Origin of the sequence: Pseudomonas sp. Bout1 (genome assembly GCF_034314165.1) — a bacterium.
In the GTDB taxonomy this organism is placed as follows: Bacteria; Pseudomonadota; Gammaproteobacteria; order Pseudomonadales; family Pseudomonadaceae; genus Aquipseudomonas.
Genome location: NZ_JAVIWK010000001.1, coordinates 4,423,024 through 4,448,197, shown reverse-complemented (window position 1 = coordinate 4,448,197; position 25,174 = coordinate 4,423,024). Strand labels below are relative to the sequence as shown.

General features: G+C 59.1%; 35 protein-coding genes, 1 tRNA gene and 1 pseudogene. 11 read left to right on the top strand and 26 right to left on the bottom strand.

Annotated features, from left to right (window positions below; translation table 11 throughout):
• Positions 1 to 305 precede the first annotated feature (305 nt).
• The 6 genes from ftsK to cysG are packed head-to-tail and all read left to right on the top strand — an operon-like array spanning position 306 to position 7,811.
• Positions 306 to 2,714, top strand: coding sequence for a DNA translocase FtsK (gene ftsK, locus RGV33_RS20785; protein WP_177026320.1), 2,409 nt, complete (start codon positions 306 to 308; stop codon positions 2,712 to 2,714).
• 57 nt (positions 2,715 to 2,771) lie between these two features.
• Complete coding sequence (gene lolA / locus RGV33_RS20780) at positions 2,772 to 3,395, top strand: outer membrane lipoprotein chaperone LolA (protein ID WP_322145913.1); 624 nt, start codon at positions 2,772 to 2,774, stop codon at positions 3,393 to 3,395.
• A 27-nt stretch (positions 3,396 to 3,422) separates the two neighbouring features.
• Positions 3,423 to 4,745, top strand: coding sequence for a replication-associated recombination protein A (locus RGV33_RS20775; RefSeq protein ID WP_322145912.1), 1,323 nt, complete (start codon positions 3,423 to 3,425; stop codon positions 4,743 to 4,745).
• Positions 4,745 to 5,119, top strand: a complete 375-nt coding sequence (crcB, locus tag RGV33_RS20770) for a fluoride efflux transporter CrcB (protein ID WP_010172479.1) — start codon at positions 4,745 to 4,747, stop codon at positions 5,117 to 5,119. Before RGV33_RS20775 ends, crcB begins: the two co-directional genes overlap by 1 nt.
• Positions 5,120 to 5,135: 16 nt before the next feature.
• Positions 5,136 to 6,416 carry a serine--tRNA ligase gene (gene serS / locus RGV33_RS20765; RefSeq protein ID WP_177026318.1) on the top strand — a complete coding sequence of 427 codons (1,281 nt, stop codon included), beginning with the start codon at positions 5,136 to 5,138 and terminating at the stop codon, positions 6,414 to 6,416.
• Complete coding sequence (gene cysG / locus RGV33_RS20760; protein WP_322145911.1) at positions 6,417 to 7,811, top strand: siroheme synthase CysG; 1,395 nt, start codon at positions 6,417 to 6,419, stop codon at positions 7,809 to 7,811. It begins immediately after the preceding gene.
• Positions 7,812 to 7,956: 145 nt separating this feature from the next.
• Here the strand turns inward: cysG and RGV33_RS20755 are convergent, their stop codons facing one another.
• From RGV33_RS20755 to RGV33_RS20725, 7 genes are all read right to left on the bottom strand, one after another.
• Positions 7,957 to 8,952 carry a glutathione S-transferase family protein gene (locus tag RGV33_RS20755; protein WP_322145910.1) on the bottom strand — a complete coding sequence of 332 codons (996 nt, stop codon included), beginning with the start codon at positions 8,950 to 8,952 and terminating at the stop codon, positions 7,957 to 7,959.
• Between the two features lie 88 nt (positions 8,953 to 9,040).
• Positions 9,041 to 10,042, bottom strand: coding sequence for a glycosyl transferase family protein (locus tag RGV33_RS20750; protein ID WP_322145909.1), 1,002 nt, complete (start codon positions 10,040 to 10,042; stop codon positions 9,041 to 9,043).
• Positions 10,039 to 10,374 carry a TusE/DsrC/DsvC family sulfur relay protein gene (locus RGV33_RS20745; protein WP_322145908.1) on the bottom strand — a complete coding sequence of 112 codons (336 nt, stop codon included), beginning with the start codon at positions 10,372 to 10,374 and terminating at the stop codon, positions 10,039 to 10,041. Before RGV33_RS20745 ends, RGV33_RS20750 begins: the two co-directional genes overlap by 4 nt.
• The gene (tusB, locus tag RGV33_RS20740) at positions 10,371 to 10,664 is read right to left on the bottom strand and encodes a sulfurtransferase complex subunit TusB (RefSeq protein ID WP_322145907.1); all 294 of its coding nucleotides are present in this window, start codon (positions 10,662 to 10,664) and stop codon (positions 10,371 to 10,373) included. Before tusB ends, RGV33_RS20745 begins: the two co-directional genes overlap by 4 nt.
• Entirely contained in the window at positions 10,664 to 11,014 is a 351-nt protein-coding gene (gene tusC, locus RGV33_RS20735; RefSeq protein ID WP_322145906.1) for a sulfurtransferase complex subunit TusC, read from the bottom strand. Before tusC ends, tusB begins: the two co-directional genes overlap by 1 nt.
• 1 nt (position 11,015) lies before the next feature.
• Positions 11,016 to 11,408 carry a sulfurtransferase complex subunit TusD gene (tusD, locus tag RGV33_RS20730; RefSeq protein WP_322145905.1) on the bottom strand — a complete coding sequence of 131 codons (393 nt, stop codon included), beginning with the start codon at positions 11,406 to 11,408 and terminating at the stop codon, positions 11,016 to 11,018.
• 89 nt (positions 11,409 to 11,497) lie between these two features.
• A complete protein-coding gene (locus RGV33_RS20725; RefSeq protein WP_003219636.1) occupies positions 11,498 to 12,169 on the bottom strand; it encodes a Bax inhibitor-1/YccA family protein in 672 nt (223 codons plus the stop codon).
• 152 nt (positions 12,170 to 12,321) lie between these two features.
• On the opposite strand from RGV33_RS20725, the gene RGV33_RS20720 reads away from it, so the two are divergent.
• Positions 12,322 to 12,412: transfer RNA gene (locus RGV33_RS20720), tRNA-Ser, on the top strand.
• Between the two features lie 116 nt (positions 12,413 to 12,528).
• Here the strand turns inward: RGV33_RS20720 and RGV33_RS20715 are convergent.
• From RGV33_RS20715 to RGV33_RS20690, 6 genes are read right to left on the bottom strand one after another with little or no spacing between them, the layout of a single operon-like run.
• Positions 12,529 to 13,578, bottom strand: a complete 1,050-nt coding sequence (locus RGV33_RS20715) for a tyrosine-type recombinase/integrase (protein WP_322145904.1) — start codon at positions 13,576 to 13,578, stop codon at positions 12,529 to 12,531.
• A 1-nt stretch (position 13,579) separates the two neighbouring features.
• Positions 13,580 to 13,822 carry a DUF4224 domain-containing protein gene (locus RGV33_RS20710; protein ID WP_322145903.1) on the bottom strand — a complete coding sequence of 81 codons (243 nt, stop codon included), beginning with the start codon at positions 13,820 to 13,822 and terminating at the stop codon, positions 13,580 to 13,582.
• Between the two features lie 2 nt (positions 13,823 to 13,824).
• Positions 13,825 to 14,046 (bottom strand): hypothetical protein, encoded by a 222-nt coding sequence (locus RGV33_RS20705; RefSeq protein ID WP_322145902.1) that lies wholly within the window; start codon positions 14,044 to 14,046, stop codon positions 13,825 to 13,827.
• Between the two features lie 36 nt (positions 14,047 to 14,082).
• The gene (locus RGV33_RS20700) at positions 14,083 to 14,421 is read right to left on the bottom strand and encodes a hypothetical protein (RefSeq protein WP_322145901.1); all 339 of its coding nucleotides are present in this window, start codon (positions 14,419 to 14,421) and stop codon (positions 14,083 to 14,085) included.
• Positions 14,422 to 14,470: 49 nt separating this feature from the next.
• The gene (locus tag RGV33_RS20695; RefSeq protein WP_322145900.1) at positions 14,471 to 14,827 is read right to left on the bottom strand and encodes a hypothetical protein; all 357 of its coding nucleotides are present in this window, start codon (positions 14,825 to 14,827) and stop codon (positions 14,471 to 14,473) included.
• Positions 14,828 to 14,876: 49 nt separating this feature from the next.
• Positions 14,877 to 15,125, bottom strand: coding sequence for a hypothetical protein (locus RGV33_RS20690; protein WP_322145899.1), 249 nt, complete (start codon positions 15,123 to 15,125; stop codon positions 14,877 to 14,879).
• Positions 15,126 to 15,511: 386 nt separating this feature from the next.
• Here RGV33_RS20690 and RGV33_RS20685 point away from each other — a divergent pair, with 386 nt between their 5' ends.
• Positions 15,512 to 16,231 carry a hypothetical protein gene (locus RGV33_RS20685; RefSeq protein WP_322145898.1) on the top strand — a complete coding sequence of 240 codons (720 nt, stop codon included), beginning with the start codon at positions 15,512 to 15,514 and terminating at the stop codon, positions 16,229 to 16,231.
• A gap of 91 nt (positions 16,232 to 16,322) precedes the next feature.
• Here RGV33_RS20685 and RGV33_RS20680 read toward each other — a convergent pair.
• The 3 genes and pseudogenes from RGV33_RS20680 to RGV33_RS20670 form a co-directional block, all read right to left on the bottom strand.
• Positions 16,323 to 16,418: pseudogene (locus tag RGV33_RS20680) on the bottom strand (DUF4406 domain-containing protein); the annotation flags it as partial.
• On the bottom strand, positions 16,415 to 16,993 hold the full coding sequence (locus RGV33_RS20675) for a hypothetical protein (RefSeq protein WP_322145897.1): 579 nt from the start codon (positions 16,991 to 16,993) through the stop codon (positions 16,415 to 16,417). The gene RGV33_RS20675 and the pseudogene RGV33_RS20680, both read right to left, overlap by 4 nt.
• Before the next feature lie 268 nt (positions 16,994 to 17,261).
• On the bottom strand, positions 17,262 to 19,298 hold the full coding sequence (locus RGV33_RS20670) for a DNA cytosine methyltransferase (RefSeq protein WP_322145896.1): 2,037 nt from the start codon (positions 19,296 to 19,298) through the stop codon (positions 17,262 to 17,264).
• Positions 19,299 to 19,404: 106 nt separating this feature from the next.
• On the opposite strand from RGV33_RS20670, the gene RGV33_RS20665 reads away from it, so the two are divergent.
• Positions 19,405 to 20,040, top strand: a complete 636-nt coding sequence (locus RGV33_RS20665) for a hypothetical protein (protein WP_322145895.1) — start codon at positions 19,405 to 19,407, stop codon at positions 20,038 to 20,040.
• A gap of 99 nt (positions 20,041 to 20,139) precedes the next feature.
• Positions 20,140 to 20,382, top strand: coding sequence for a hypothetical protein (locus RGV33_RS20660; protein ID WP_322145894.1), 243 nt, complete (start codon positions 20,140 to 20,142; stop codon positions 20,380 to 20,382).
• A 39-nt stretch (positions 20,383 to 20,421) separates the two neighbouring features.
• Here RGV33_RS20660 and RGV33_RS20655 read toward each other — a convergent pair whose 3' ends face one another.
• Positions 20,422 to 20,745, bottom strand: coding sequence for a hypothetical protein (locus RGV33_RS20655; RefSeq protein ID WP_322145893.1), 324 nt, complete (start codon positions 20,743 to 20,745; stop codon positions 20,422 to 20,424).
• A gap of 160 nt (positions 20,746 to 20,905) precedes the next feature.
• Between RGV33_RS20655 and RGV33_RS20650 the strand changes: the two genes are divergently transcribed.
• A complete protein-coding gene (locus tag RGV33_RS20650) occupies positions 20,906 to 21,538 on the top strand; it encodes a hypothetical protein (protein ID WP_322145892.1) in 633 nt (210 codons plus the stop codon).
• Positions 21,539 to 21,559: 21 nt separating this feature from the next.
• Here the strand turns inward: RGV33_RS20650 and RGV33_RS20645 are convergent, their stop codons facing one another.
• The 9 genes from RGV33_RS20645 to RGV33_RS20605 form a co-directional block, all read right to left on the bottom strand.
• Positions 21,560 to 22,030, bottom strand: coding sequence for a hypothetical protein (locus RGV33_RS20645; RefSeq protein WP_322145891.1), 471 nt, complete (start codon positions 22,028 to 22,030; stop codon positions 21,560 to 21,562).
• Complete coding sequence (locus RGV33_RS20640; protein WP_322145890.1) at positions 22,027 to 22,269, bottom strand: hypothetical protein; 243 nt, start codon at positions 22,267 to 22,269, stop codon at positions 22,027 to 22,029. Before RGV33_RS20640 ends, RGV33_RS20645 begins: the two co-directional genes overlap by 4 nt.
• Before the next feature lie 7 nt (positions 22,270 to 22,276).
• Positions 22,277 to 22,840: a siphovirus Gp157 family protein gene (locus tag RGV33_RS20635; RefSeq protein WP_322145889.1), complete on the bottom strand. Its 564-nt coding sequence runs from the start codon at positions 22,838 to 22,840 to the stop codon at positions 22,277 to 22,279.
• Complete coding sequence (locus RGV33_RS20630) at positions 22,837 to 23,574, bottom strand: hypothetical protein (RefSeq protein WP_322145888.1); 738 nt, start codon at positions 23,572 to 23,574, stop codon at positions 22,837 to 22,839. The genes RGV33_RS20635 and RGV33_RS20630 overlap by 4 nt, the downstream gene beginning before the upstream one ends.
• A gap of 43 nt (positions 23,575 to 23,617) precedes the next feature.
• Positions 23,618 to 23,932, bottom strand: a complete 315-nt coding sequence (locus RGV33_RS20625; protein WP_322145887.1) for a hypothetical protein — start codon at positions 23,930 to 23,932, stop codon at positions 23,618 to 23,620.
• 125 nt (positions 23,933 to 24,057) lie between these two features.
• Positions 24,058 to 24,252, bottom strand: a complete 195-nt coding sequence (locus RGV33_RS20620) for a hypothetical protein (protein ID WP_322145886.1) — start codon at positions 24,250 to 24,252, stop codon at positions 24,058 to 24,060.
• Positions 24,249 to 24,440 (bottom strand): hypothetical protein, encoded by a 192-nt coding sequence (locus RGV33_RS20615; protein WP_322145885.1) that lies wholly within the window; start codon positions 24,438 to 24,440, stop codon positions 24,249 to 24,251. The genes RGV33_RS20620 and RGV33_RS20615 overlap by 4 nt, the downstream gene beginning before the upstream one ends.
• Positions 24,437 to 24,874 (bottom strand): hypothetical protein, encoded by a 438-nt coding sequence (locus RGV33_RS20610; protein ID WP_322145884.1) that lies wholly within the window; start codon positions 24,872 to 24,874, stop codon positions 24,437 to 24,439. The genes RGV33_RS20615 and RGV33_RS20610 overlap by 4 nt, the downstream gene beginning before the upstream one ends.
• A 21-nt stretch (positions 24,875 to 24,895) precedes the next feature.
• The gene (locus RGV33_RS20605; RefSeq protein ID WP_322145883.1) at positions 24,896 to 25,156 is read right to left on the bottom strand and encodes a hypothetical protein; all 261 of its coding nucleotides are present in this window, start codon (positions 25,154 to 25,156) and stop codon (positions 24,896 to 24,898) included.
• Positions 25,157 to 25,174: the final 18 nt, after the last annotated feature.

Sequence of the window (25,174 nt, the reverse complement as noted above, 5' to 3'; positions counted from 1 at the left end):
CAAGCTTGCCTGGATTGGCAAAAACAGCTCATAAGCCTTTGTCAGTAAAGACAATGCATGCTCAAATTGAACGTTATGAAACTGAACATTGGCTATGCTGTGTAACGTGGGGCCAAGTGCGTGGCATAGCGCACACAAACCCGTACAATGCGGCCATTGGGGCGTTATCGCCGTTTCATGAATCAGTTGCAGAGTGTTAAAAGTAGCTTCACCGGCACTCGTTTCTTTTTTACCTGCCCGGATTGGGCAGTATTTTGCAGTCATTCAATAGATGGACGCGCTAAAGGCGCAGGAAAAGACCCGTTTTGAAGAAATCCGCCGCAACACCTAAAGCCGCAGTCGTGCCCGCCTGGCGCCAGCACCTGCACTACCGACTCAAGGAAGGTGCACTGATCGCCATTGGCGCCCTGTGCCTGTTCCTGATGATGGCCTTGCTGACCTATGGCAAGGACGATCCGGGCTGGAGCCACAACAGCAAAATTGAAGACGTGCAGAACTTCGGTGGCCCGGCCGGCTCCTACAGCGCCGATATCCTGTTCATGGTGCTGGGTTACTTCGCGTATATCTTCCCGTTGCTGCTGGCCATCAAGACCTGGCAGATATTCCGCCAGCGCCATGAGCCGTGGCAGTGGAGCGGCTGGCTGTTTTCCTGGCGCCTGATCGGCCTGGTGTTCCTGGTGCTGTCCGGCGCGGCGCTGGCGCATATCCACTTCCACGCACCCACCGGTTTGCCGGCCGGTGCCGGCGGCGCGTTGGGCGAAAGCCTCGGCGACCTGGCCCGCAGAACCCTGAACATCCAGGGCAGTACCTTGATGTTCATCGCGCTGTTCCTGTTCGGCCTCACCGTGTTCACCGATCTGTCGTGGTTCAAGGTGATGGACGTAACCGGCAAGATCACCCTCGACCTGCTCGAACTGTTCCAGGGCGCCGCCAATCGCTGGTGGTCGGCCCGGGTAGATCGCAAACGCATGGTTGCGCAACTGCGCGAGGTCGACACCCGCGTCAACGAGGTGGTGGCCCCGAGCACGCCGGACCGGCGTGAGCAAGCCAAGGTCAAGGAGCGCCTGATTGAACGCGAACAGGCCCTGACCAAACACATGTCGGACCGCGAGAAGCAGGTACCGCCGGTGATCGCGCCTGCGCCGCCCAAGGCACCCGAGCCGAGCCACCGCGTGCAGAAAGAGAAGCAGGCGCCACTGTTTGTCGACAGCGCCGTGGAAGGCACCTTGCCGCCGATCTCGATTCTTGATCCTGCGGAAAAGAAACAGCTCAATTATTCCCCGGAGTCCCTGGCGGCCGTCGGCCACCTGCTGGAAATCAAGCTCAAGGAATTTGGCGTCGAAGTTTCGGTGGACTCGATTCACCCAGGCCCGGTGATTACCCGCTACGAAATCCAGCCGGCTGCGGGCGTCAAGGTCAGCCGCATCTCCAACCTGGCCAAGGACTTGGCGCGTTCACTGGCAGTGACCAGTGTGCGGGTGGTGGAAGTGATTCCGGGCAAGACCACCGTCGGTATCGAGATTCCCAACGAAGACCGGCAGATCGTGCGCTTCTCCGAAGTGCTGTCGACCCCGGAATACGACAACTTCAAATCGCCGGTCACCCTGGCCCTGGGCCACGACATCGGCGGCAAGCCGGTCATCACAGACCTGGCGAAAATGCCGCACTTGCTGGTTGCCGGTACCACCGGTTCCGGTAAGTCGGTGGGCGTGAACGCAATGATCCTGTCGATCCTGTTCAAGTCGGGGCCGGAAGACGCCAAGCTGATCATGATCGACCCGAAAATGCTTGAGCTGTCGATCTACGAAGGCATCCCGCACCTGCTGTGCCCGGTGGTGACCGACATGAAGGACGCCGCCAACGCGCTGCGCTGGAGCGTGGCCGAGATGGAGCGGCGCTACAAATTGATGGCGAAGATGGGCGTACGTAACCTGTCGGGCTTTAACGCCAAGGTCAAGGAAGCCCAGGACGCCGGCACACCGCTGACCGACCCGCTGTACAAGCGCGAAAGCATTCACGACGAAGCGCCGCTCTTGACCAAGCTGCCAACCATCGTGGTGGTGGTCGACGAGTTTGCCGACATGATGATGATCGTCGGCAAGAAGGTCGAAGAGCTGATCGCCCGTATCGCCCAGAAGGCACGGGCCGCCGGTATCCACTTGATCCTGGCTACCCAGCGCCCATCGGTGGACGTGATCACCGGCCTGATCAAGGCCAACATCCCCACCCGTATGGCGTTCCAGGTGTCGAGCAAGATCGACTCCCGGACCATCATCGACCAGGGCGGTGCCGAGCAACTGCTGGGCCATGGTGACATGCTCTACATGCCGCCGGGTACCAGCCTGCCGATCCGTGTTCACGGCGCCTTCGTCTCCGACGATGAAGTGCACCGTGTGGTGGAAGCCTGGAAACTGCGTGGTGCTCCGGAATACAACGACGACATCCTTGCAGGCGTCGAAGAGGCCGGCAGCGGCTTCGACGGTGGCAGCGGCGGTGGCGACGATGATGCCGAGACCGATGCGCTCTACGACGAAGCGGTGCAGTTCGTGCTTGAGAGCCGCCGCGCCTCGATCTCCGCTGTACAGCGCAAGCTGAAGATTGGCTACAACCGTGCCGCGCGCATGATCGAAGCCATGGAAATGGCCGGCGTGGTCACCTCGATGAACACCAACGGCTCGCGCGAAGTCATAGCGCCTGCGCAGATGCGTGACTGATTACGTGCCGCGTGGCAACACGCGGCACGCCTTGCAAACGAATCTAAGAGGACTCCCATGCGTCTTATCCGCATGCTGTTGTTGCCGGCACTGGCCCTGACTGCTGTTTCGGCTCACGCTGACCCGGCTTCCGTTGCAAGCCTGACCAACCTGCTGGACAAATCCAAGACCCTGACCGCGCGCTTCTCCCAGTTGACCCTGGATGCCGGCGGCACCCAGTTGCAGCAGACCGAAGGTGAAATGGCCGTACAGCGCCCGGGGCTGTTCTATTGGCACACGGAAGGGAAGGCCGAGCAGACCATCGTATCCGACGGCCAGAAAGTCACCCTGTGGGACCCGGACCTGGAGCAGGCCACGATCAAGAAGCTGGATCCGCGCCTGAACCAGACGCCGGCATTGCTGCTGTCGGGCGACGTGTCAAAAATCAACGACAGCTTCGAAATCACCTCCAAGCAGACCAGCAATGTGATCGAGTTCACGCTCAAGCCGAAGTCCAAGGACACGCTGTTTGACAGCCTGAACCTGTCGTTTGGCAACGGTGTGATCAACAACATGCGCCTGATCGACAGTGTCGGCCAGCGTACCGACATCCTGTTCTCCGGGGTCAAGGCCAACCAGCCGGTGCCGGCGTCCAAGTTCAAGTTCGACATCCCCAAGGGTGCCGACGTGATCCAGGAATAAACTGCCCAGAGGTTTCAAACGCTGCCCATGGACCTGTTTCGAAGTGACCCGATTGCTCAGCCTCTGGCGGCGCGCCTGCGCTCGACCAACCTGGACGAGTACGTCGGGCAGGAACACCTGCTCGCTCGCGGCAAGCCTTTGCGCGAAGCCCTGGAGCAGGGTGCGCTGCACTCGATGATTTTCTGGGGGCCGCCGGGGGTGGGTAAAACTACCCTGGCGCGGCTGCTGGCGAAAGTCTCGGATGCACACTTCGAAACGGTTTCTGCGGTGCTGGCCGGGGTCAAGGAGATCCGCCAGGCGGTAGAAATCGCCAAGCAGCAGGCTGGGCAATACGGCAAGCGCACCATCTTGTTTGTCGACGAAGTGCATCGCTTCAACAAGTCGCAGCAGGATGCGTTTTTGCCGTACGTCGAAGACGGCACGCTGATCTTTATTGGCGCTACCACCGAAAACCCGTCCTTTGAACTGAACAACGCCTTGCTGTCCCGGGCGCGTGTCTATGTTCTCAAAAGCCTTGATGAAGCGGCGATGCAAAAGCTGTTGCAGCGCGCGTTGAGCGAAGACAAGGGTTTGGGTAAGCGCCAGTTGAGCGTCAGCGAGGAAGGTTTCAAGATTCTTCTAACCGCTGCCGACGGTGATGGTCGACGTTTCCTCAACCTGCTGGAGAACGCTTCTGACCTGGCAGAAGACGGCAGCGAGATCGGTGTCGATTTGCTGCAAAGCCTGCTGGGCGACACCCGCCGGCGTTTCGACAAGGGCGGCGAGGCGTTCTATGACCAGATTTCCGCGCTGCACAAGTCGGTGCGCGGCTCCAACCCCGACGGCGCGCTGTACTGGTTTGCACGCATGATCGACGGTGGTTGCGACCCGCTGTACCTGGCCCGGCGCGTGGTGCGTATGGCCAGCGAAGACATCGGCAACGCCGACCCGCGCGCATTGAGCCTGTGCCTGGCCGCCTGGGACGTGCAGGAACGCCTGGGCAGCCCAGAAGGCGAGTTGGCGGTGGCCCAGGCCATCACGTACCTGGCCTGCGCGCCGAAGAGCAACGCGGTGTACATGGGCTTCAAGTCCGCCCTGCGTGCCGCCGCCGAGCATGGTTCCCTCGAAGTGCCGCTGCACCTGCGCAATGCGCCTACCAAGCTGATGAAGCAGCTCGGCTATGGCGATGAATACCGCTACGCCCACGATGAGCCAGACGCCTATGCCGCTGGCGAAGATTACTTCCCGGATGACCTTGAGCCGCAGCCGTTCTACCAGCCGGTGCCCCGCGGCCTGGAGCTGAAGATCGGCGAAAAACTGAATCACCTCGCCCAACTCGACCGGCTCAGCCCGAAACAGCGGAGAAAGTAGTGCTTAGAACGATTCTTGCCGTGTCCGTGGCCGGCATCGCTGGTACATTATTGCGTTTCGCCACCAGCACCTGGGTCAGCGCCAACTGGCCGAAGCATTTTTATGCGGCGACCCTGGCAGTCAACCTGGTGGGGTGTTTGATTATCGGCTTGTTGTACGGCTGGTTTCTGATTCGCCCGGAAGTACCAATTGAGATTCGTGCCGGCTTGATTGTCGGCTTTGTAGGCGGTCTGACGACCTTTTCATCCTTTTCACTGGACACGCTACGCCTGCTCGAAAGCGGGCAGGCACCGGTCGCCTTCGGGTACCTGGCCATCAGCGTGTTCGGCGGGCTGCTCGCCACCTGGGCTGGCCTGTCCTTGACCAAACTTTGATAAACGAGAGACCGACATGCTCGATTCCAAACTGTTACGTAGCAACCTTCAGGACGTAGCGGACCGCCTGGCATCCCGAGGCTTCAGCCTGGATGTTGCGCGCATCGAAGCGCTGGAAGAACAGCGCAAGACCGTCCAGACCCGCACCGAAGCACTGCAGGCTGAACGTAATGCGCGTTCCAAATCCATCGGTCAGGCCAAGCAGCGCGGCGAAGACATCGCGCCGTTGATGGCGGACGTCGAGCGTATGGCGGGTGAGCTGGCTTCCGGCAAAGTCGAGCTGGACGCGATCCAGACCGAACTGGATTCGATCCTGCTGGGTATCCCGAACCTGCCGCACGAATCTGTACCGATTGGCGAAGACGAAGACGGCAACGTCGAAGTCCGTCGTTGGGGCACGCCCAAAGCCTTTGATTTCGAGATCAAGGACCACGTTGCCCTGGGCGAATTGACCGGCGGCCTGGATTTTGAAACGGCCGCCAAGATGTCCGGCGCGCGCTTTGCCTTGCTGCGCGGCCCGATCGCACGCATGCACCGCGCCCTGGCGCAGTTCATGATCAACCTGCACACCGGCGAGCACGGTTACGAAGAGGCCTACACCCCGTACCTGGTTCAGGCGCCGGCGTTGATGGGCACCAGCCAGTTGCCGAAGTTCGAGGAAGACCTGTTCAAGATCAGCCGCGATGGCGAAGCCGATCTGTACCTGATCCCGACCGCCGAAGTGTCACTGACCAACATCGTGGCCGGGGAAATCCTCGATGCCAAGCAACTGCCGATCAAGTTTGTCGCCCACTCACCGTGCTTTCGCAGTGAAGCCGGTGCATCGGGTCGCGATACCCGCGGCATGATCCGCCAGCACCAGTTCGACAAGGTCGAGATGGTGCAGGTTGTCGAGCCGTCGACCTCCATGGAAGCGCTCGAAGGCCTGACCGCCAACGCCGAACGCGTCCTGCAATTGCTGGAGCTGCCGTACCGCGTCCTGGCGCTGTGCACCGGCGACATGGGGTTCAGCGCCGTGAAGACCTACGACCTGGAAGTGTGGGTGCCGAGCCAGGACAAATACCGCGAAATTTCGTCGTGCTCCAACTGCGGTGATTTCCAGGCCCGCCGCATGCAGGCGCGTTTCCGTAACCCGGAAACCGGTAAGCCTGAGCTGGTCCACACCCTCAACGGTTCGGGCCTGGCGGTAGGTCGCACCCTGGTGGCCGTGCTGGAAAACTACCAGCAGGCTGACGGCTCGATCCGCGTACCTGACGTGCTCAAGCCGTACATGGCGGGCGTTGAGGTCATCGGCTAAATGGAATTTCTGCCGCTGTTTCATAACCTGCGCGGCAGTCGTGTGTTGGTCGTCGGTGGCGGGGAGATTGCCTTGCGCAAATCCCGGCTGCTGGCCGACGCCGGCGCGTTGTTGCGGGTGGTTGCTCCCCAGGTTGAAGACCAGTTGCGTGAACTGGTACAGGGCAGTGGCGGTGAACTGATTTTGCGCGGTTATCAGGAGGCCGACCTCGACGGTTGCACCCTGATCATCGCCGCAACCGACGACGAGCCACTGAACGCCCAAGTGTCCAGTGATGCGCGGCGCCGTTGCGTGCCGGTCAATGTGGTGGATGCGCCGGCCTTGTGCAGCGTGATCTTCCCGGCGATTGTCGACCGTTCGCCGTTGGTCATCGCAGTGTCCAGCGGCGGCGATGCGCCGGTGCTGGCACGCTTGATCCGCGCCAAGCTGGAAACCTGGATTCCGTCGACCTACGGCCAACTGGCCGGGTTGGCAGCGCGCTTTCGTAGCCAGGTCAAAGGCTTGTTCCCGCAGGTGCAGCAGCGCCGTGCATTCTGGGAAGAAGTGTTTCAAGGCCCGATTGCTGATCGGCAATTGGCCGGGCAGGGCGATGAAGCCGAGCGTTTGCTGGTCGAGAAAATCAACGGCGCGCCGCCGCATGCACCGGGCGAGGTCTATTTGGTGGGTGCAGGCCCGGGTGATCCCGACCTGCTGACCTTCCGCGCTTTACGCTTGATGCAACAGGCGGATGTGGTGCTCTACGACCGCCTGGTGGCACCGGCGATTCTTGAGCTGTGCCGTCGTGATGCCGAGCGTGTGTATGTTGGCAAGCGTCGCGCCGACCATGCCGTGCCGCAAGACCAGATCAACCAACAACTGGTGGACCTGGCCAAGCAAGGCAAGCGTGTATTGCGGCTCAAGGGTGGCGATCCGTTCATCTTTGGGCGTGGTGGTGAAGAGATCGAAGAGCTGGCGGCCCATGGCATCCCGTTCCAGGTGGTGCCGGGTATTACGGCGGCCAGTGGTTGCGCGGCGTATGCCGGTATTCCGCTGACCCACCGCGACTATGCGCAATCGGTTCGCTTCATTACCGGGCACTTGAAGGACGGGACGTCGGACCTGCCGTGGAGTGACCTGGTGGGGCCTTCGCAAACCCTGGTGTTCTACATGGGGTTGATCGGGTTACCGATCATCTGTGAACAGCTGATCAAGCATGGTCGTTCGGCGGATACGCCGGCGGCGTTGATCCAGCAAGGCACTACGTCCAACCAGCGGGTGTTTACCGGCACGTTGGCTGACCTGCCGCGCATGGTGGCGGAGCATGAAGTTCATGCACCGACACTGGTGATTGTGGGAGAAGTGGTGCAGTTGCGTGAGAAGCTGAAGTGGTTTGAAGGCGCTCAGTCCGAAGTCTGACACCTCTCCTGTGGCAAGACTGTTCCTGTGGCGAGGGAGCTTGCTGTGGCGAGGGAGCTTGCTCCCGCTGGAGTGCGAAGCGCTCCCAGGATTTTGGGGCCGCTGCGCAGCCCAGCGGGAGCAAGCTCCCTCGCCACAGGGTTTGTCAGCTCAAGATGCCTTTTCCGCTCAGTCTCGCGCGGTCATGCTCCGCCTCAAACGTCTGCAAAGGCCCCTTCGGCACGATCCCCGTCGGGTTAATCGTACGGTGACTGGCGTAGTAGTGTCCCTTGATGTGGGCAAAATCCACCGTCTCGGCAATCCCCGGCCACTGGTACAGCTCCCTCAGCCAATTCGACAAATTCGGATAATCCGCAATCCGCCGCAGGTTGCATTTGAAGTGGCTGTAGTACACAGCATCAAAGCGGATCGCCGTGGTGAAAAGCCTTACATCGGCTTCCGTCAGGTATTCCCCCGCTAAATAGCGATGCTCACCCAAGTGCTGCTCAAGGTGATCCAGTTCGGCAAACACGTCGTCAAAAGCCGCTTCATAAGCCTTTTGCGAGGTCGCAAAGCCTGCGCGGTACACGCCGTTGTTCACGGCGGGATAGATCCGGTCGTTCAATGCGTCAATGCTCGAGCGCAGTGCTTCGGGATAGAAATCCAGCTGATTGCCGGTCAGTTCATTAAACGCGCTGTTGAACATGCGGATAATCTCTGCCGACTCATTGCTGACAATCCGCTTGAGCTTCTTGTCCCACAGCACCGGCACCGTGACGCGGCCGGTGTAGCTGGCGGTATCGGCGGTATAGCGCTGGTGCATGTAGGTGAAATCGTCGAGTTTGTCGCCGCTGGAGCCATGGGCCTTGTCGAACGTCCAGCCGTTTTCCAGCATCAACCAGCTGACAACAGACACATCGATCAGACTTTCCAGGCCTTTGAGCTTGCGCAGGATCAATGTGCGGTGTGCCCAGGGACAGGCGAGGGAGACGTACAGGTGATAGCGGCCGGCTTCGGCCTTGAAACCGCCTTCTCCGGTTGGGCCGGGCTCGCCATCGGCGGTTACCCAGTTGCGGCGTTGCGCCTGTTCCCGTTGGAAGGCGCCGTCTGCGCTACTTTCGTACCACTGGTCATGCCAGCGTCCTTCGATCAGCAAACCCATGACTGACTCCTTGGCTAATAAGCGTTGGAGTGCAGTCTAAAGGTCTGAGTTCGAACAAAAAGCGCAAAGGCTGGGGGTTAATGATCGACTAAATCGATTTGTCCCGGGCGTCCCAGTATTGCTGGGCCAATTCAAACGCCTGCTCACGCGGGTGGCCGAGGCCGCGCAAGGCCAGGGCCATGGTGGCGATCAGCGCCAGTTGCGGGTAGCTGTCCTGCACGTCGCCGCGCCACAGCGCCTTCAGGTGTTCGGGCTCAAGCGCGGCGGGCTTGACGTGGCGCTGGGCAGAGAGGGCGGGCCATTCTTCATCCCAGCTTTCGCCGCCGGTGGTGCCGTACAGATGGCTGATGGTGTCGGGGTTGATCTCGATCTCGCCGCCGTCGCCCTTGACCACGATGGTGTTGTCGCCAAGCAGGCCGCTGGCATCACGATGCACGCCCTGGTAGCCCGGGTGGAAGATGCTTTGCAAGCCGCAACGGGCACTCAGCGGGTTGAGGATGCGCGCCAGGGAGTGGATCGGCGAACGCAGGCCCAACGTGTTGCGCAGGTCGATCATGCGCTGCAGTTGCGGCGCCCAGTCACCCAGCGGGATAAACGCCAGGTTGCCCTGTTCAAGCGCGGCCTCGACCTGTTGCCAGTTGCGGCACAACGGAATATGCAGGCCTTCCAGCAGTTGCTCGGTATAGAGCCGGCCCGCCGTGTGCGCGCCGCCGCCGTGCATCAAGATGCGCACGCCGTTCTGTGCCAGGCACTTGGCGGCCAGCAGGTACCACGGCAGGTGGCGTTTTTTACCGGCGTAGGTAGGCCAGTCGATGTCCACTTTGAGTGACGGTGCATTCAAGCGCTCGCGTACGGCTTCGGTAAAACCCGCGAGTTCTTCCGGGCTTTCTTCCTTGTGCCGCAAGAGCATCAGGAAAGCGCCAAGCTGGGTGTCTTCGACCTTCTCGTCCAGCAGCATGCCCATGGCTTCCCGGGCTTCCTCACGGGTGAGGTTGCGGGCGCCGCGCTTGCCTTTGCCAAGGATGCGCACGAACGGCGCAAACGGGTGTTCGGCGGGAGTTTCAGTGATCAAGGGGGCAAAATCAGTCATAAGCAATTCGTCGGCCTGGGCAGGCCCGCCAGCTTGGCGGCGAGTTTGGCGGGAGTGCCTTTGAACAGTCGGTTGAGGTGCAGGCTGTTGCCCTTTTCCGGGCCCAGCTTCAAGGCGGTGTACTTGATCAGCGGGCGCGTGGCGGGCGACAGCTGGAATTCGCTGTAGAAGCACCGCAGCAGTTCGAGGATTTCCCAGTGTTCCGGGGTCAGGGCCAGGCCTTCTGCGCTGGCGAGGGCGTTGGCTACGTCGCTGGACCAGTCGCTCAGGTCGATGAGGTAGCCGTCCTTGTCCAGTTCGAGGGTGCGTTCGCCTACGGTCAGGGTGTTCATAGCCAGGTATTGACCTTGTCATAGTCGATCGACAGCTGCACAAATGCCGGGTAATCGACACTGGCGGCCCAGCCAGGCACTGCAATATTGCGCGCCTGGCTGTCTTCGGCCAGCACAAACACCTTCAAGCCCTTGGCTTGCAGGGCCTGGCAGGCTGCGCTGGCGGCTTGCAGGGCGTAGGCGCCGTCGCCGCACAGCAGGATCGCGTCCCGGGCGCCACAGAGGCGCAGGCAGCTGTCCAGCCGACTATCGGTAAACGGGGAGTGGGACACCACATGCAAAGTCGACATCAGAGGGTAATCACCTGGTCGTAACGGTCAATCATCTGTGAGATCTGCGCGCTGTTCAGCGGTTGCGCGTTGCCGGAGGCGGTCAGGCCGCGCACGGTGAGGCTGTGGCTGCAGGCAAACACATCTTCAACGCCAAACAACTTCAGGGCTTGAAGGTTGGCGCTGAGGTCTTTTTGTTGCACAGCCTTGGCGTCCTGGCTCGCGGCGAGTTGAAACACGCCGTCATCCAGAAACAACAGGCCAATTGGTAAATCAAATGCGCCGCCAGCCAACACGATATCCAGCGCTTCACGAGCACTGGGGCCGGACCACGGCGCCTGTCGACTGATCACCAGCAAGGATTTGGACATGTCACGGCCCTCCGAAGCAGATCAAACGGTCGGCGGCCTGGGCGGCGTCATGCAACTGCCCAAGCCCGGACAGCACCCACGGCGCTTCCAGGTTAACCGCGCCGCGCTGATAGCGGCTGGCCTCTTCGGCATTCAGCACCCCACGGCGCAAGGCCGCGGCAATGCACACCACGCCATCGAGCTGATGCTCACTGACCAGCTCGCGCCACTGGCGGGCAATGTCCTGCTCATCCTGCGGCGCAACAATGTTGGTGGACGCGCTGTACACGCCGTCCTGATAAAAAAACAGCCGCACAATTTCATGCCCGCCGGCCAGCGCGGCCTGGGTGAACAACAAGGCACGGCGCGAGGAGGGCGCATGGGCGGCGGAAAAAAGCGCAATCGCGAACTTCATGGAACACTCTGAAGGCAAAACCTGGGGCAATGATAAAGCCGCAGGCAACAAAAAGCCCGCCGAAGCGGGCTTTTTGCATGCGGCTGCGATCAGTCGTCGCGGCCCATGATGCCGAAGATCTGCAACAGGCTGATAAACAGGTTGTAGATCGATACATACAGGCTGATGGTCGCCATGATGTAGTTACGTTCGCCACCCTGGATGATCGCGCTGGTTTGGAACAGGATGCAGGCCGACGAGAACAGCACGAAACCGGCGCTGATCGCCAGTTGCAGGCCGCTGATCTGGAAGAACATGCCTGCCAGCACGGCAGCCAGCAACACGAAGAAACCAGCGGTGATGAAACCGCCCAGGAAGCTCATGTCCTTGCGGGAGATCAGCACGTAGGCCGACAGGCCGCCAAACACCAGGGCGGTCATGGCAAATGCCGAGCTGACCACTTCCGCGCCGCCGGCCATGCCCAGGTAACGGTTAAGGATCGGGCCGAGGATAAAGCCCATGAAACCGGTCAAGGCAAACGCCGACACCAGGCCCCAGGCCGAGTCGCGCAGTTTGTTGGTCAGGAAGAAAAGACCGTAGAAGCCGATCAGCACCACAAAGATATTCGGGTAGCCGACGCGCATCTGCTGGGCTACGAAGGCCATCACGCCGCTGAAAGCGAGGGTGAGAGCGAGTAAGCCGTATGTATTGCGCAGGACGCGGCTAACCTCTAGCTGCTCTGCCTGCGCGTTTCCATTCACTGCGTAATTCTGTTCGCGCATGGCGACACTCCTTCAGTTTTGAAACATTCAGTCGCAAGGATCATAACAGACGCTCTGTAACAAGCTATGGCGAGAGTTTGACAGTGTGTTTCATTCGGGTATTATGGCGCCCGCTGACACACGATGGGCTACGCTAATCCTGTGTTGCACAAGGGAAATTGGCAGAGTGGTTGAATGCACCGGTCTTGAAAACCGGCGAACGTTAATAGCGTTCCCAGGGTTCGAATCCCTGGTTTCCCGCCAAGATTCATACAAAAGCCCCGCACTAGCGGGGCTTTTGTGTTTCTGGCGTTTGGGCAAGAAAAAGCGGTTTTGAGTAGTAGTTCCGAAACTTTCGGGTAGGGGTTCCGAAACTTTGCCTATTTGGAGGGCTTCGCAGTCGCACCGATCCTCCTGTAAACCCTCTTTGTGATCTCCTGTTTACTGTGTCCGAGCAGCAGGCTGGCATCCCCGATATCGATGATTTCCGACGCGGCCTTCGGCCGGATGTCGCGGAACTGAAACCCTCCAATCTTGGCCGCGAGCAGCGGGTCGCCTTGTTCGATGGCGTTCTGCTGGGCTTTTTCCCGCGCCTTGTCCCATCGCAAGCGCAGCATCCCCTTCGTCATCCACTTTCCATGTCTGTTGATCAACAGGTACTTGGACGAATGACCGACATTCCTTTCACCGATCTCCCTGACCAATCTCCCCAGGCTGTTTTCCCCTGCATCGGTACGCATCAGGATTCGCAGCTTCTGCCCGGTCTTGCCCTGTGTCACCAAGAAGTAGTCACCCTCGGTATCGTCACTACGCATGATCAACACGTCAGCAGGCCGCTGCCCGGTCAAGTAGCCCAGGTCCATGGCTTCCTTGAGTTCTTGTTCGGCAACCGCGTAAACGGCATCCCAAACAGCCGCGTTGGCGTAGTAATCACGCGGCGCCTCCTTGTTCTTCCTGATTCCCTGGCAAGGGTTCTCCCGTTCCGTGAGCCCCCATTCCCTGGCCATGTTGAAAACGTGGGACAGGAGCGCGATCTCGCGGTTGGCACGAACCTTCGCTGAACGGGCATCCCGGTAACCGGCGATGTTGAACGGCGTAATTGAATCTATGGGCGCCTCATCAAACATAGGGCGAAGCTGTTTCAGTTCGGCCATGTTGTCCTTTTGGGTCCGCTCCCCCTTTTTTGGGATGACGTCGCGCACGTACCGGTCGAAGATGCCCTTCATCGTTGTCAGGTCGGCCGGTTTGTCTTTGGCCTCCAGTTCTGCCCATTTCAGGCGTGCTTTACTAAGGTCCGTGCCCAACGGGATCTCTTTGCCAGCAGAGTCCCGGTAGTAGTAGCCGATCCAGACCTTGCCATTTTTCCTTGGGCGCTTACGGCGCACCATTCCTGGCGGCAAGTCCCTGTTTTCTGTGTTCCGGGGGCGCATATCAGTTCACTCTGGAGAAATCAGGCGTCCAAGCCGGTCGCGTCGGCGGCGGGTTTGGATCTGCGATTGCGGGGTTAACCATGCCAAGCTTCATCCGCGCGAACATCCGGCCCACCAGCGGGCGGCCGCCACGGCTCTCGATGAATACCCAGTTCCGGTCTTTCAGCCACTTGCGCTGGTGCGAACGGTGCTTGTAACCAGTCAGGTCGGCGAGCTCGTCATCCGACAGGATCTCTGCTTCCATGTTTACCTCCCGACGACCGCCGTGGGCCGCGCTGTCTTGATGATGTGAATGACCAGGCTGAAGGTGATCAGCATCCAGCCACAGGTGCCGGCAAAGGCGTAGAGGATGTCGGCTGTTTCGCCGTCCGCCAGAAGGAGCGGGGCGATCCAGAAGAACCAGCAGCCGCTGCCGACCAAGTACAGCAAAGCGCCCAGCAGGATCAGGGTGAGTTTGATTGCGAACATGTGGTGTCCCAGCCGCGCTGGGCGGCAGAAGATGGGTTAGGGTTTGGCGATCTTGTTCCAGCCGCCCTGGCGGTGGGTTTCGTGGTAGGTGTCGACGCCACGGTGTTGCCCGTGGCTGATGCGGCAGAATTTGCAGATCCGCGAGTCGCCAAAATCGCCGTACTTCACCGCTTCGAACCTGGACCAGCGATGGCCGAACGGCTTGCAGATCAGCGTGCGCGCCATCATCACGATGGCGTTCCAGAGTTTCGGATGCTTTGAATGCAGGTCGTTGTGGATGTGGTTCAACCGCATCCCCATACGCCAACGCAGGGGTCGGCTCTTGTCACCCTTGCGCAGCGGTTCAGTGATGAGTTTTCCGATTTGTTTGAGCACAGGAATACCTCGCCCGCCGTTCACCGGCAGGCATGTAGGGGGATTGGGGTTAGGGCTTGGCTTTCGAGGCGCGCTCGCAGTCGGCGGCCAGCTTTAACAGGTTGCGCGTGGTCGGCCTGAAGCCTTCCGTGTTCGGGAAGAACTGATGTTCATGGCCGTCCGGGTAGACCGCGAAAGGGCCATGCCAAGGCCAGTGCGACAGCCAGTCAGCCCAGGTGGTGAAAGCGTCCTCGCCATCACCCTGCCAGTCAGTTCCGCCACCGACGGATAGGACGTGACTCACCCGTGTGTTTTGCTTATAGGCCAGACGCGACGGCTCATCCTTGTCGATCCAGGCCCGGCGATAGACAGACGGGCAAAGACGCACAAGGCGCTTGCTCAACTTCTTCTCGATGCGGGCCTTCATGGCCTCGGCCCCTTGTAGATGAAGACGTAGGCGAACCAGAGGGTGGCGATCATGGCGTCACTCCGTCAGGTTTGTATTTGGTCAGACGCCACTTGGTGTTGTTGCTCTGGCTGTGATCCGACTCGACCAGGCCTTCGCGCTTCATCAGCTCCAGTTCGCGGCGGATCTGCTTGGTGGTGAACGGCTCGATGTGGAACCGGAACCACCAGGTGCAGAACCAGTTGTCCCGGGAGCCGCCGGCGCCGCTCATGTACGTGGTGATGCGCTGGCGCAGGCTTGATTCACTTTCTTCAGGCATGCCGAGTTCCTTGCCGCTATAGCGGCTGACTTTGAAGGGGGAGGGGTTAAAGGTTTTGCGGCTGGAGTACGGATGTACTCCTTTCTGACTTTCAGTCATCAGCACCGGTGTAGGTGCGCCATGGCACCTTCACGCCGTTTACCAAAAAGCCCCAGTCACCGCGCCACTTGCTGGTGATGAAGAGGGTGTGGACGCCGCCGGGCGACAGTTCGTCGATTCGGTGGTACTCGCCATGGTTGAGGCGGGCGGTGTCGGCTCGTTCGCCAGGGCAGGCGGGGGAATCTTTGACGCAGGGGCGACCCTGCGGGCGCGGTCAAGCGCTTGCCGTGCAAATAGGTGCATGTGGAGCCCCTGTTGAAGTAGAGTCAGAAAAAAGGAGTGCGGTTATGAGCGAAGGACAGCAACCGGTAAAAGGTTTTGAACTCGACGAACTTGAGGTAATTAGGGGTAGCTCTAGGCCAGTGGACGCTTTTTCCATCGTGCTTGTTGGAGTTGTGGTTGTTGCGGTGGTTTTATCTATCTATTACTACCGCACTGCATTCGCTGGTGGGCTTTCTCATCAAACGGATGATTGGTCTGCATTTGGTACATTTATTGGTGGTGTATTTGGGCCTCTTGTTTCATTTGTAACTCTCATTGCGATATTAAGAACTATATGGCTTCAGAGAGAGCTTTTGCAGACACAGCAACATGAATTCGATGCAATGCAACGGATTTCGATTCAGACATTGAAGTCACAGTTAAAACAGATTCAGAAGGCAGACGATGAAGCGTCTGTCCGTGTTTTCGAAGACGGGCGGAACAAGCTATTGACCATGCTTGACAGGTACATAGAGGGTTTGACGCGAGAGATTGAACAAAAAAGACAACGCTTTGATTTGTTTGCACAATGGATAATTGACGGTAAGGCACCAGGTCGACAAGACGAGTTCACGAAGGCTGATAAAAAGATAAAAGAGCTTGATCAGCAAGAGATCGGATTGTTGATTTTGTATGACGAAATTATTTTTGGAGAGTTTGAAAGTTTGAATGAGATGAAAAATCACTTTCAGAAAGCAGTTCGCGATATTTTTGTTGAAAAGCAGGAGGATGATTCAGACGGCTAATATTAGCCATCTTAGTTATATCACCCTCGCTAGTTGAATTACGTTGCTACTTGCTGGGGCACACTCAGCGCCACGGCCATGGTCTGCTCGGCCCGCCGGTGCGCAGGTTGGTGGTCATGGCGTGGAAGGCGGCGAAGTTGAGGCCGGGCAGGCCGGTCATGGGGCCGCTCAGGTAGATGCGCTTTATGCTGCCACCTGCTGCTTTTCCTGGCCCAGCGCCTGCTGGACCGCGTGAATTATCCGCTCGAGGTAGGCGTAATCGGGGTTTGGCTCGGTGGCGTCATTGGTCAGGTGCCACCATTCATCACCGAACAGTTTCGTCATCAACTCGCTGTGTGCACCGTGGAGATATTCAATCGATGGCGAGTCGCGCAGATCTTCTGCCTCATCGAACCGCTCGCGGGCCTCGTCGGCGTCGTAACAAAACTGGCGGCGCTCTTTCAGGACGAGGCGCTGTGCTTCCCTCGCAAGCGCTTCACCACTGAACTGCCGTGGCCTCATCGCCTGGTCGAAGTAGCCGATGATGTAGCCGGTGTTCAGCTTGCAAAAGAACTGCCCGATGCTGAGACCATCCCACATGCCGCCCCAGTAGGCCGTCCAACTCTTGCCCCAGCAACTGACGGTGATCTTGCCCTTGCATGGGGCCAGGTCCTCTAGGAACACGGTGATCGGGTCAAGGTTCGGTGCACCGGTGATAACCAGCTTGGTGACCGTCGAGCGCTCCAACTGCAGAGGCGCGTCGACTTTGTTTTCTGTAGGCATGAGGAGTCCTTGCCGGTCGTCACGACCGGATGTGATGTCAAGGGGGGTAGGTGTGAGAGAAAGTTTCTACTTGTAGGGAGGCTTATTACAAACTTTCCCATCTGCTTTAAAAGCAGTCGTGACGGCATGCTGGTTTCATTAACCAAGCCGGAGCGCTACCGCATGAAACAACTCATCGCTGAACTCATGTACCAAGTCTTGATTGAGGTGCTGAGCCAGATATTGCTGCGCCTCGCCGAGTGGATGGCGGCTGTGCCATGGCTCTGATTTACGCTGCGACAGCTTGGCGTTGCTCATTGCGCCACGGGTCATTGGCCCGTGCCAGTGCTGCCATCGGCGGCGGGCTTACGCTGTTGCCGCACATGTGCACCTGCTGGGTTTTGGTGAACGGCTTGCCGTCGGCGCCGTGGGTGATGATGTAGTCGGCGGGGAATCCCTGGGCCTTGTACAGCTCCGTGGGTTTGAGCATCCGCAGGCAGATGTCGACGATCACGTAGGGCGTGCCCTTTACCATCACGGTGACCATGGCCAGGCGGTCCTTGGTTGTGATCGTCGGCGCCGGCGAGTCGCAAGCGCTGATGTTCTCGGTACCGTAGTAGCTGATCAGGAAAGCGGCTACGCGGAGGGCGCCGGCTTCATGCTCTGGCGAGAGGGTGAGCGACACCAGCGAGCTTTTGCCGCCACCTCCGGCCGTGATGGTCGGTGCCGGATCGTCCAGGCCCTGGCCAACACTGCCGCCGAATGCCCGTTCCATGAATGCGCTGGCCAGCCCGTGGTGCTGGCCGCCGGCGCTGATGGTGTGGAGCGGATCATTTACGTTCCGGGCATCGCAGTTGCCACGCAGGTGCACCAGGATCGCCGCCACCAGCTGTTGCTGGCTGCCGGTATTGGTCACAGTGGTCATCAGGTCCCGGATGTCCTTGGCGACGGTGGTGTTGAAACCGCCATTCATCTGGGCCATGAAGGCGGTGGCCACCGCGCGGTGACTGCGCGTCATGAGCGTACCGACCGGCTGGTCTGCTGTAACCGGGTGCCCGGCGTACACCGGCCCACCAGCGCCCACCAAAATAGAGCTGGTCAGCGCGTGCTTAACGCCGCCGGCGACCACTGTGCCCAGTGGTTGGTCCAGGCCTGGCACACGCGGCTCCTGCCCGGGGCGCTCACCATAGCCCGATTGGATCAGCGTAGGACTGATCAGCGTAAGCTCACCGCGATTTGCGCACGTCACCGTGGGCAGAGGGTCGAGCGGGTCATTGATTCGGTCGCTGCCCTGGTGCGTTGCCGGTGCGATGATCGGGCTAACCACGCTGAACGCCCCGCCCTTCGGGTAGGAGGTTACGGTGCGCAGCGGCTCGTCGGCAGACTGCACCGTCTCGCCTGACCAGTTGGCGATCGGTACAATGAATGGCGCCGCGCTATCGATGACGAACTTCTTCATCCCCTTGGCAACGCGGCGCAGTGTGGCCGGGGCCAGGTCCTTCTTGCGACCGAAAATGCTTTTGCCCAGGTCGCTGAAGTCGATGCAGTCAGCTGCCGTCTTCCACTTCTTCTGGCCCTTGGCGGGGTTCTTGGCATGCGTTGGCTCCGGCCACACGATTGGCTGGCCGTCGCACCGCGCAATCATGAACAGGCGTTCCCGGCTGGTCGGCGCGCCGAAGTCGCACGCCTTGATCACCTTCCACTCAACGAAATAACCCATGCCTTCCAGGAGGGCGACGAAGCGGCGCCAGGTGCGGCCGCGCTGCTTCGGGTCAGGGATCAGGAACTGCTGGCCCACCGGCACGACCTCGCCAGGTGCCGCGATATTGCCGTCCAGCTTCACCACGCGCCCGGTGGCCTTGTCGCGCTTGGCGATCAGTCGGCCCCACTGCAGGATCTGCTTCACGTTCTCCAGGCTGATTACCCGGGGCCGTTTCATACCCGCCCACTTGAGCCCGATCCACGACAGGTTGCGGATCTCGCGCTTGCGCGGCTGGCCGCCGGCCGCTTGGGAGTGGTGCGTGCAGTCCGGCGACATGTGGAACCAGCCGACGGCCTTGCCGGCACACTCGGTGTCTGGATCACCCTCGAACACGTCGGTAGTGAAGTGCTGTGCGCCGGGGTGATTCACGGTGTGCATGCTGATCGCTTGCGGGCTGTGGTTCTTCGCCACGTTCACCGTGCGGCCCAGACCCATTTCCAACCCGGTACCGGCGCCACCACCGCCACAGAAGAAGTCTACAACGATCTCATCGTCCTGAGGGTTGAAGCCGAGTCCGTATTGGGTTTTGAAATCGAAGGGGTGTTTCTTCTGTTGTGCAGACATAGGGGATCCTCGCCGGCTGGCGTGATTCGTTAAAGTAGAGGAAGATTGGTCTAAATGTTTTTAGGGAAAGAATTGCATGGTAAATGTCCAGCGAAGTGCACGAGATATGTATCTGATTTTTCTATTGTTTTCAGTCTTCGGTGTGGCATTGTCGGTTCTTGTTGCAGTTCTTTTATATAGGTTCCAATTTGGAGGTGGCCTGGCTGTAACTTCCAGCGAGTGGTCTAACTTCGGGGGATATATCGGAGGGGTATTCGGCCCCTTAGTCTCTTTCGTAACGCTGCTCGCGGTGCTTAAAACTGTATATATGCAGCGCGATATTTTAGAGACTCAAAAAAAGGAGTTTACTGAACTGATGGCGCTTCAGCGTGCCGCAGCGCTAAAGCAGGATGAGCAACTGCTGCATGCAAAGTCGGAAGCAAATAGGGCTAGAGTCCAAGCCTATCAGGCGACAATTCTCAATGTTGTGGAAAGTTTTAGCTCCGAGTTTAGACTTGAGTCCAATGAGAAGTTGGCTGCAGCTGAAAAGGCTGGCTCGGATGGTAGCTCTATTTTTAACAGCATTACTGTGGCCGCGTCTTACAGAGCAAGGGCCGACGAAGCGCGGAAGAAGGTAGCAGCTTTCAAGGTCTTAGCTCTCGCACTCTCGGTTAATGAATTTGAAGATGTTGAAGAGGTCAAGGCGATGTTCGTACCTCGTATGCAAGAAATACTAGATGGTGTTTACGAAAAGGCCGGATGAATGGCCGGTTGTGCCGCCCTACGTTACCGGTAGTGGCAATTTGGTTTGGGTTGGAGTATTACGGGGTACCGGCATGGAGCCGGATCAAGGAGAAGCACGATGAGCCACAAAACTCGAATCGTTTTTACCGTCAAGGAAACAGCCGATGACGTGCTCTATCTGCATATGGAGTTCCTGGACCAGATCCCGGGCCTCCAAGATGAGCCGCCGGCTTTTGACCTAAAGCCTGGAACTGATATGGCGAAGGCAAAAGAGATCGCGAACTACCTTAATGAAAATCTTGCCGCTTACCGCCCGTTTCCGTCTCGTCCAACTCATGGCTTTCAGACTTTCGTAAAATAACGCTGCCCCTCACTTGTCGGATGCAGCGAGTAGGGTGGGTTATGCGGGCTCGATGATCTCGTCGCCCGGGTCTCTCTGTATGGCGAGCAGGCTTTTATTGCGAAACTCCCGCGCCACGTTTTCGGATATCTCGAATTCGTGGCGCGGCGGTTCGAGTAGCGCTTTGGACTTCGAGCCAAGGTCATGAAGATGATGAATCATCAGCGTCATCGCCTCGCCCTGCTCAGTAATGCCTGACCACTCCATCAGGTCGGCCAGCGCCTGGCGGGTGCCGGGGCGAACCCTGAGCCTCAATTCCTCTTCGGCATTCGCCACACGCTTCCTGGCAGTTTTGGCCGATCGTTCCTGCACTGATTTGGCCATGACTACCTCTCCTATGGCGGTGTGCGTCTATTCGTTAGCGCGCTGATTGCCTGATGTCTGCTGGTGGACACCGGGGAAGGCGTGAAAAAGCCCGATGCCTCTTGGTCAGACTGTCTTGCAGTAATGGTACTTTCTACGCAGCACCCCTGGAGCCTGCTAGATGAATCGTCAAAGTCCACCTCACCGCGTCGCAACGCCTCTAGTCACGTCAAGCACTGAACGCTTCGCCGCCCACCCCCCTGTTTGGCATCGCGGCCCGGGCTTACTGACCATTGGCAGCACGGGTGGGGCCATTCTGGGTTTCTCCTTTGTGGTGCTTGTGTTGTTGCCGGGCTTAGTGCTGACGATACTGCTCCTTCTCGGGTTCGAAACGATGTCAGGTGAACCGAGCAGCGATGGGTCTAGCCTCACGACGGCGTTGCTCATCCAGCTCCTGTGTGGTTCTGTTGTGCTCATGGGGCTGGTCTTCGCGTGGATCTTCTCTGCGGCTAGAGTGCTGGCCTTCACGTTCGACGAAAACCAGCAACTGCTTACCCTCACGGTCACCCGTCGCGGTCGTAAGCCCACCGAAGTGCAGGTGCCATTTAGCGACATTATTTGTATCTGCCCTTACGTGCTCGCCAGTTATGACCGCGATGGCTATTTTAGCGTCGTGTGTCAGGGTCCGAGGGACAAGGAGTTCGTGTATCGATTGGCTGAGGGTACTTCTCTGGAAGAAATGGAGTTTCACGCTGCGTGGTTGCGAGGAATACTAGGCGAACGGATGCAGGAACTACTGAATCTGGACAAATGAAATACTGCATCGTGATACGCGCTATGCGGTGCATGAATCGACCTTGACCTGGCGCCAGGCGCCCACGGCTTCGAAGATCCGCGCGGCGTGTGCCTCGTCCAGAGATATCGCTTCAGGGATAGCAATCCAGCCCGACGCCACCACCTGGCTTTGATTGGCCTCGTCGCGCAGCTTCTTGTAGCAATGCTCGATCACGTCTTCTAGGTGGTCGGAGAGGTAAACGCCATCGGGCGCCACCTCCACCGATTTGCTGTAGCGGTCGCCGCGGGCGTCGATGCAGAGGGCGCTGAGGTAGATCGTCCACCGGTGGGGAATGCCGCAGACGGCCTGGCCGATCTTCCCCGGCGCGATGTTCTTCAGCGACTTGTAATTGATCATGCCCTGGCGGCCGCTGGGGTCGATGTTCACGACGGCGACGTGATTGGCTGCCAACAGCGAGCGGCACGACCGGGAGATGCGCGCCTGCAGGTTATGCGGCTTGCGTTTGCTCATAATGCCTCCGCGAGTTTGCGCAGCGCGTTACGCTCAGCCCTTGAGATCAGGGGCTTGCGGCGCTTGAGGATGGTTTCGGGATCGATCTTGTTGGAGCGCTTCGGCGGTGGCGGGTTGATCGCCGGGCTTTCGCCCAGGTAGATCGTTCCGCCGGCCGCCAGGAACTGTACGGTGCGCTCCGATATTGAGTCGGCGTGCTGACGCTGCTGCTCAACCAGGTTGAGGTGGTTGCTGATCATGATTACCTCACTTGATGCGGATTGAACTGTCGCCGCGCTCTAGGTGAGCCCATTTCGGCTCTTCGATCAGCTCATGCTCGGCATCTTCGCCAGCGGCCATGCGCTTACGGACCGTCTCGTTATGCTCGCGGATCTCCTTGAGCTTGGCGGCAATGGCCTTTTTGTCCGGAGCAATGCTCGACTTCACAGTGGTCAGTTCATCCGGCACCGCGTCTTCGTTGTCCACAATCACTCGCTCGCTGCCCATGGCCAGCGTGATGGTAAAGAGCGGACGCTTGATCGACTTGATGTTGGCAGCTTCCATGTTACGGCGCAGGTAGTCACTGATCTGCGACACGCTGTTGGACTTGATCCGCTTGAGTTCGGCCAGGCGCTCGATCTCATTGTCGATGGCCGTCACGTCACTTTCGATGTTCCGGCGTAACATGACGATGTTGTCGGCCTTGATGTTGAAGTCGCCTTGAACCTCGTCCATGGCGTGCTGCAAGGCCTCTTTCAGACCCTCGTCATCGGTGTCGGCCATAGCCTGGAGTTCGGCGAGCTTGCCAGTCAGTGCGTAGAGTTGCGTCATGCTGCTGCCTCCGAGCCTTTCTCAAGGCTGGCCTTGCGCTCTTCGAATGCGCGAGTGATACGCGCGATGAACGCGGGCTCATTGCGACGAGTAGCTTCGCGGATGTATTTCACGTTCAAGGTTTTGAGTTCGTACACAGTGACGGATTTTCCGATGGTCTCGACCGCCGAAGCGAGCCAGTCCACTCGCTCCTGTTTCTGTCGCAGTATTTCGGCGTCTTTGTCGTCAGCGCTGGCAATGGCCTCTTCACCTTTGAGCTGTTCAACGTACCCAGCGTCGTCGAACAAGCCCAGGAACACGTCAGCGCTGAAACCGAGCATCGACAGGGACTTCTTGATGGCATCGGTCAGCGATTTTTTCGGCGCTTCACCGTCGGTGGTTGTGCCGTAGGTGGATTTGTAGAGGTAGCGGGTACACCCGTACTGCTCGATCTCGCCGCGCTTACCCTCCAGCTCAAACCAGAAGCTGATTTTGATGGTGTGGTTGAGTTCTCGACCTAGCACGATGCGCTTGTCGCCTTCGCCACTGACCATTTCAGAGCCTTCGTCGAAGCGTTCTTCGGTAACTTTCCACCCGAACCCAATACCAACAGGGCCGAAGATTTCGGTGGCCTTCATGATCATCGCCGTGCCGTTGAGGCTGGTGATGTTTTGCCCGCCGACCTTCGCCGCTTTCGTATGGTTGGTGTCAGTCTTGCTGACCTGGTTCCAGATCTGCATGTTTTTATCGGACATGACTATCTCTCCGCGCCACCGGAGAGGGGCGCTGTGAAGGGGGTTATTGAGTGGCTTTGGCGATGGTTTGCTCAAAGCGTGTAGCAAGCCCGGCGTTCACCTCGGCTTTCTCTGTGCTTTCGATGGTGCCCTTGGCGCGATGCAGCGCCTCGTAGTGACGCAGCGTTCCTGCGGCCACAATCAGATCAGCCAGAAGTCCTGGCGCCTGGGCGATCAGCTTGGCGTCAGCTTCTTCGTAGACCCAATCGACGACCTGCTCTTGGTCTTCGTTGAAGTCGATGGCGAAAGCGCGCTGGCCGGGCACATTGCTATGCGCCACCTCACGGACGGTCCACGGTGCTGGGGTGTGCTTCTGCATGGTGTTTACCTATTGAGTGATCAGGCCGCCGATGGCGGGTCCCAAGAAAACGATGGTGAGGAAGGTCAGGCCAACGATGGCCGATAAACAGCGGATGGCGCGACGCCGGTGCCGCTGGTGGGCGGTCACGGCCGAACCCTCACCGCAATCCGGCCACCCTTCATTGTCGGCGCCAAGCGTTGCGGTAGATCCCGCACCAGGTCTCCACGCTTGCGGCCGATCAATTCGTTGAAGGGAAGGCCGAAGCCCAAGATGGCGATGCGGCGCTCGATATCGTCGAGCTGCTCATCAGCCAGCGATTTCACTATTGGAGTGGTCATGCAGCCTCCTTGCGATGCCTGGTGATTTTCAGCAGGCGCTGGCAGTAGTGGTTGAATTCTTCGACGGTGATTGCGTCGCCGGTGAGCATGCTGGTGATCATCCGCACCACGACGGCTTGGGCGCCTGGCTCGCTGCTGGGATGCTCAATCGCTTCAAGTGCCTCATCGATCAGGATGTGCGGGCTCATAGACCAGCATCCACGTCGTCTTCCAGCTCTTCGCGCTCCGCCGCTACGGCATCGGCTGCGTAGGGCCTAAGAAGGTCCATGGCGTTCCGCTCGGCGGCTTCCATGGGGCGCTGCTGACCGATCAAATCGGCCGCGTGCGTCTTTCCTTCGCTCTGGCTACCGAGGATCGAAGACAGGAACAGTCGGGCGAACGAGTCACGCTCATCCAGTCCGTCGATCTGGCGCTGGTTCAGGTGGCCCTGCAGGTAGGTACAGAACCGATCGAACGTCACCACCTGCGGCTGGCCGTAGCGGCGCTTCCACTTGATGTCGACGCCGCACACCAGGCGCTCCGCCGAATGCTCAAGCCAGTCCGTCACCTCGTCACTCTCGCTTACCTCTGGAGGCAACTGAGCGTCGTAACGCTCCTGGCATATCTTCAATGCTGCGTTCATGGTCGCCTCCAGAGTGGCGAGTTAGTCGAAGTAGTCCTGATCGGCCAGATACTCGGAATGCTCGTTTACAAGCCATTCTTCCATCGAGGCGATCTCGGATTCAGTCATGAAGCTGGTGTCGTCTTTCGATTCCCAATTGACTTCGCAATGCCCGAAGTACTCATCGGGGTCGGCGGCTTGGGAGCTGAAGTTTCCTTTTCGGGCCGAGAAATATGCGACGGTCAGGTTGATGGCAATGTCCTCTCCATCACTGACCGTCCAATATTCGTAGGTGCGGGCCATGGCGACCTCCAGTGTTTG

Bases quoted from the DNA above. Each gene is read 5' to 3' on its own strand.
- RGV33_RS20725 (WP_003219636.1), bottom strand. From the start codon at position 12,169: ATGCGCGAACAGAATTACGCAGTGAATGGAAACGCGCAGGCAGAGCAG.
- tusD (WP_322145905.1), bottom strand. From the start codon at position 11,408: ATGAAGTTCGCGATTGCGCTTTTTTCCGCCGCCCATGCGCCCTCCTCG.
- RGV33_RS20675 (WP_322145897.1), bottom strand. From the start codon at position 16,993: ATGCCTACAGAAAACAAAGTCGACGCGCCTCTGCAGTTGGAGCGCTCG.
- RGV33_RS20715 (WP_322145904.1), bottom strand. From the start codon at position 13,578: ATGCGCCCCCGGAACACAGAAAACAGGGACTTGCCGCCAGGAATGGTG.
- RGV33_RS20660 (WP_322145894.1), top strand. From the start codon at position 20,140: ATGAGCCACAAAACTCGAATCGTTTTTACCGTCAAGGAAACAGCCGAT.
- RGV33_RS20710 (WP_322145903.1), bottom strand. From the start codon at position 13,822: ATGGAAGCAGAGATCCTGTCGGATGACGAGCTCGCCGACCTGACTGGT.
- RGV33_RS20755 (WP_322145910.1), bottom strand. From the start codon at position 8,952: ATGGGTTTGCTGATCGAAGGACGCTGGCATGACCAGTGGTACGAAAGT.
- RGV33_RS20650 (WP_322145892.1), top strand. From the start codon at position 20,906: ATGAATCGTCAAAGTCCACCTCACCGCGTCGCAACGCCTCTAGTCACG.
- RGV33_RS20655 (WP_322145893.1), bottom strand. From the start codon at position 20,745: ATGGCCAAATCAGTGCAGGAACGATCGGCCAAAACTGCCAGGAAGCGT.
- RGV33_RS20645 (WP_322145891.1), bottom strand. From the start codon at position 22,030: ATGAGCAAACGCAAGCCGCATAACCTGCAGGCGCGCATCTCCCGGTCG.
- RGV33_RS20665 (WP_322145895.1), top strand. From the start codon at position 19,405: ATGTATCTGATTTTTCTATTGTTTTCAGTCTTCGGTGTGGCATTGTCG.
- RGV33_RS20635 (WP_322145889.1), bottom strand. From the start codon at position 22,840: ATGACGCAACTCTACGCACTGACTGGCAAGCTCGCCGAACTCCAGGCT.
- RGV33_RS20750 (WP_322145909.1), bottom strand. From the start codon at position 10,042: ATGACTGATTTTGCCCCCTTGATCACTGAAACTCCCGCCGAACACCCG.
- RGV33_RS20605 (WP_322145883.1), bottom strand. From the start codon at position 25,156: ATGGCCCGCACCTACGAATATTGGACGGTCAGTGATGGAGAGGACATT.
- serS (WP_177026318.1), top strand. From the start codon at position 5,136: ATGCTCGATTCCAAACTGTTACGTAGCAACCTTCAGGACGTAGCGGAC.
- RGV33_RS20640 (WP_322145890.1), bottom strand. From the start codon at position 22,269: ATGATCAGCAACCACCTCAACCTGGTTGAGCAGCAGCGTCAGCACGCC.
- RGV33_RS20690 (WP_322145899.1), bottom strand. From the start codon at position 15,125: ATGCCTGAAGAAAGTGAATCAAGCCTGCGCCAGCGCATCACCACGTAC.
- RGV33_RS20695 (WP_322145900.1), bottom strand. From the start codon at position 14,827: ATGAAGGCCCGCATCGAGAAGAAGTTGAGCAAGCGCCTTGTGCGTCTT.
- RGV33_RS20745 (WP_322145908.1), bottom strand. From the start codon at position 10,374: ATGAACACCCTGACCGTAGGCGAACGCACCCTCGAACTGGACAAGGAC.
- RGV33_RS20775 (WP_322145912.1), top strand. From the start codon at position 3,423: ATGGACCTGTTTCGAAGTGACCCGATTGCTCAGCCTCTGGCGGCGCGC.
- RGV33_RS20685 (WP_322145898.1), top strand. From the start codon at position 15,512: ATGAGCGAAGGACAGCAACCGGTAAAAGGTTTTGAACTCGACGAACTT.
- cysG (WP_322145911.1), top strand. From the start codon at position 6,417: ATGGAATTTCTGCCGCTGTTTCATAACCTGCGCGGCAGTCGTGTGTTG.
- RGV33_RS20610 (WP_322145884.1), bottom strand. From the start codon at position 24,874: ATGAACGCAGCATTGAAGATATGCCAGGAGCGTTACGACGCTCAGTTG.
- RGV33_RS20625 (WP_322145887.1), bottom strand. From the start codon at position 23,932: ATGCAGAAGCACACCCCAGCACCGTGGACCGTCCGTGAGGTGGCGCAT.
- RGV33_RS20615 (WP_322145885.1), bottom strand. From the start codon at position 24,440: ATGAGCCCGCACATCCTGATCGATGAGGCACTTGAAGCGATTGAGCAT.
- RGV33_RS20705 (WP_322145902.1), bottom strand. From the start codon at position 14,046: ATGTTCGCAATCAAACTCACCCTGATCCTGCTGGGCGCTTTGCTGTAC.
- RGV33_RS20630 (WP_322145888.1), bottom strand. From the start codon at position 23,574: ATGTCCGATAAAAACATGCAGATCTGGAACCAGGTCAGCAAGACTGAC.
- RGV33_RS20670 (WP_322145896.1), bottom strand. From the start codon at position 19,298: ATGTCTGCACAACAGAAGAAACACCCCTTCGATTTCAAAACCCAATAC.
- tusB (WP_322145907.1), bottom strand. From the start codon at position 10,664: ATGTCGACTTTGCATGTGGTGTCCCACTCCCCGTTTACCGATAGTCGG.
- tusC (WP_322145906.1), bottom strand. From the start codon at position 11,014: ATGTCCAAATCCTTGCTGGTGATCAGTCGACAGGCGCCGTGGTCCGGC.
- RGV33_RS20620 (WP_322145886.1), bottom strand. From the start codon at position 24,252: ATGACCACTCCAATAGTGAAATCGCTGGCTGATGAGCAGCTCGACGAT.
- lolA (WP_322145913.1), top strand. From the start codon at position 2,772: ATGCGTCTTATCCGCATGCTGTTGTTGCCGGCACTGGCCCTGACTGCT.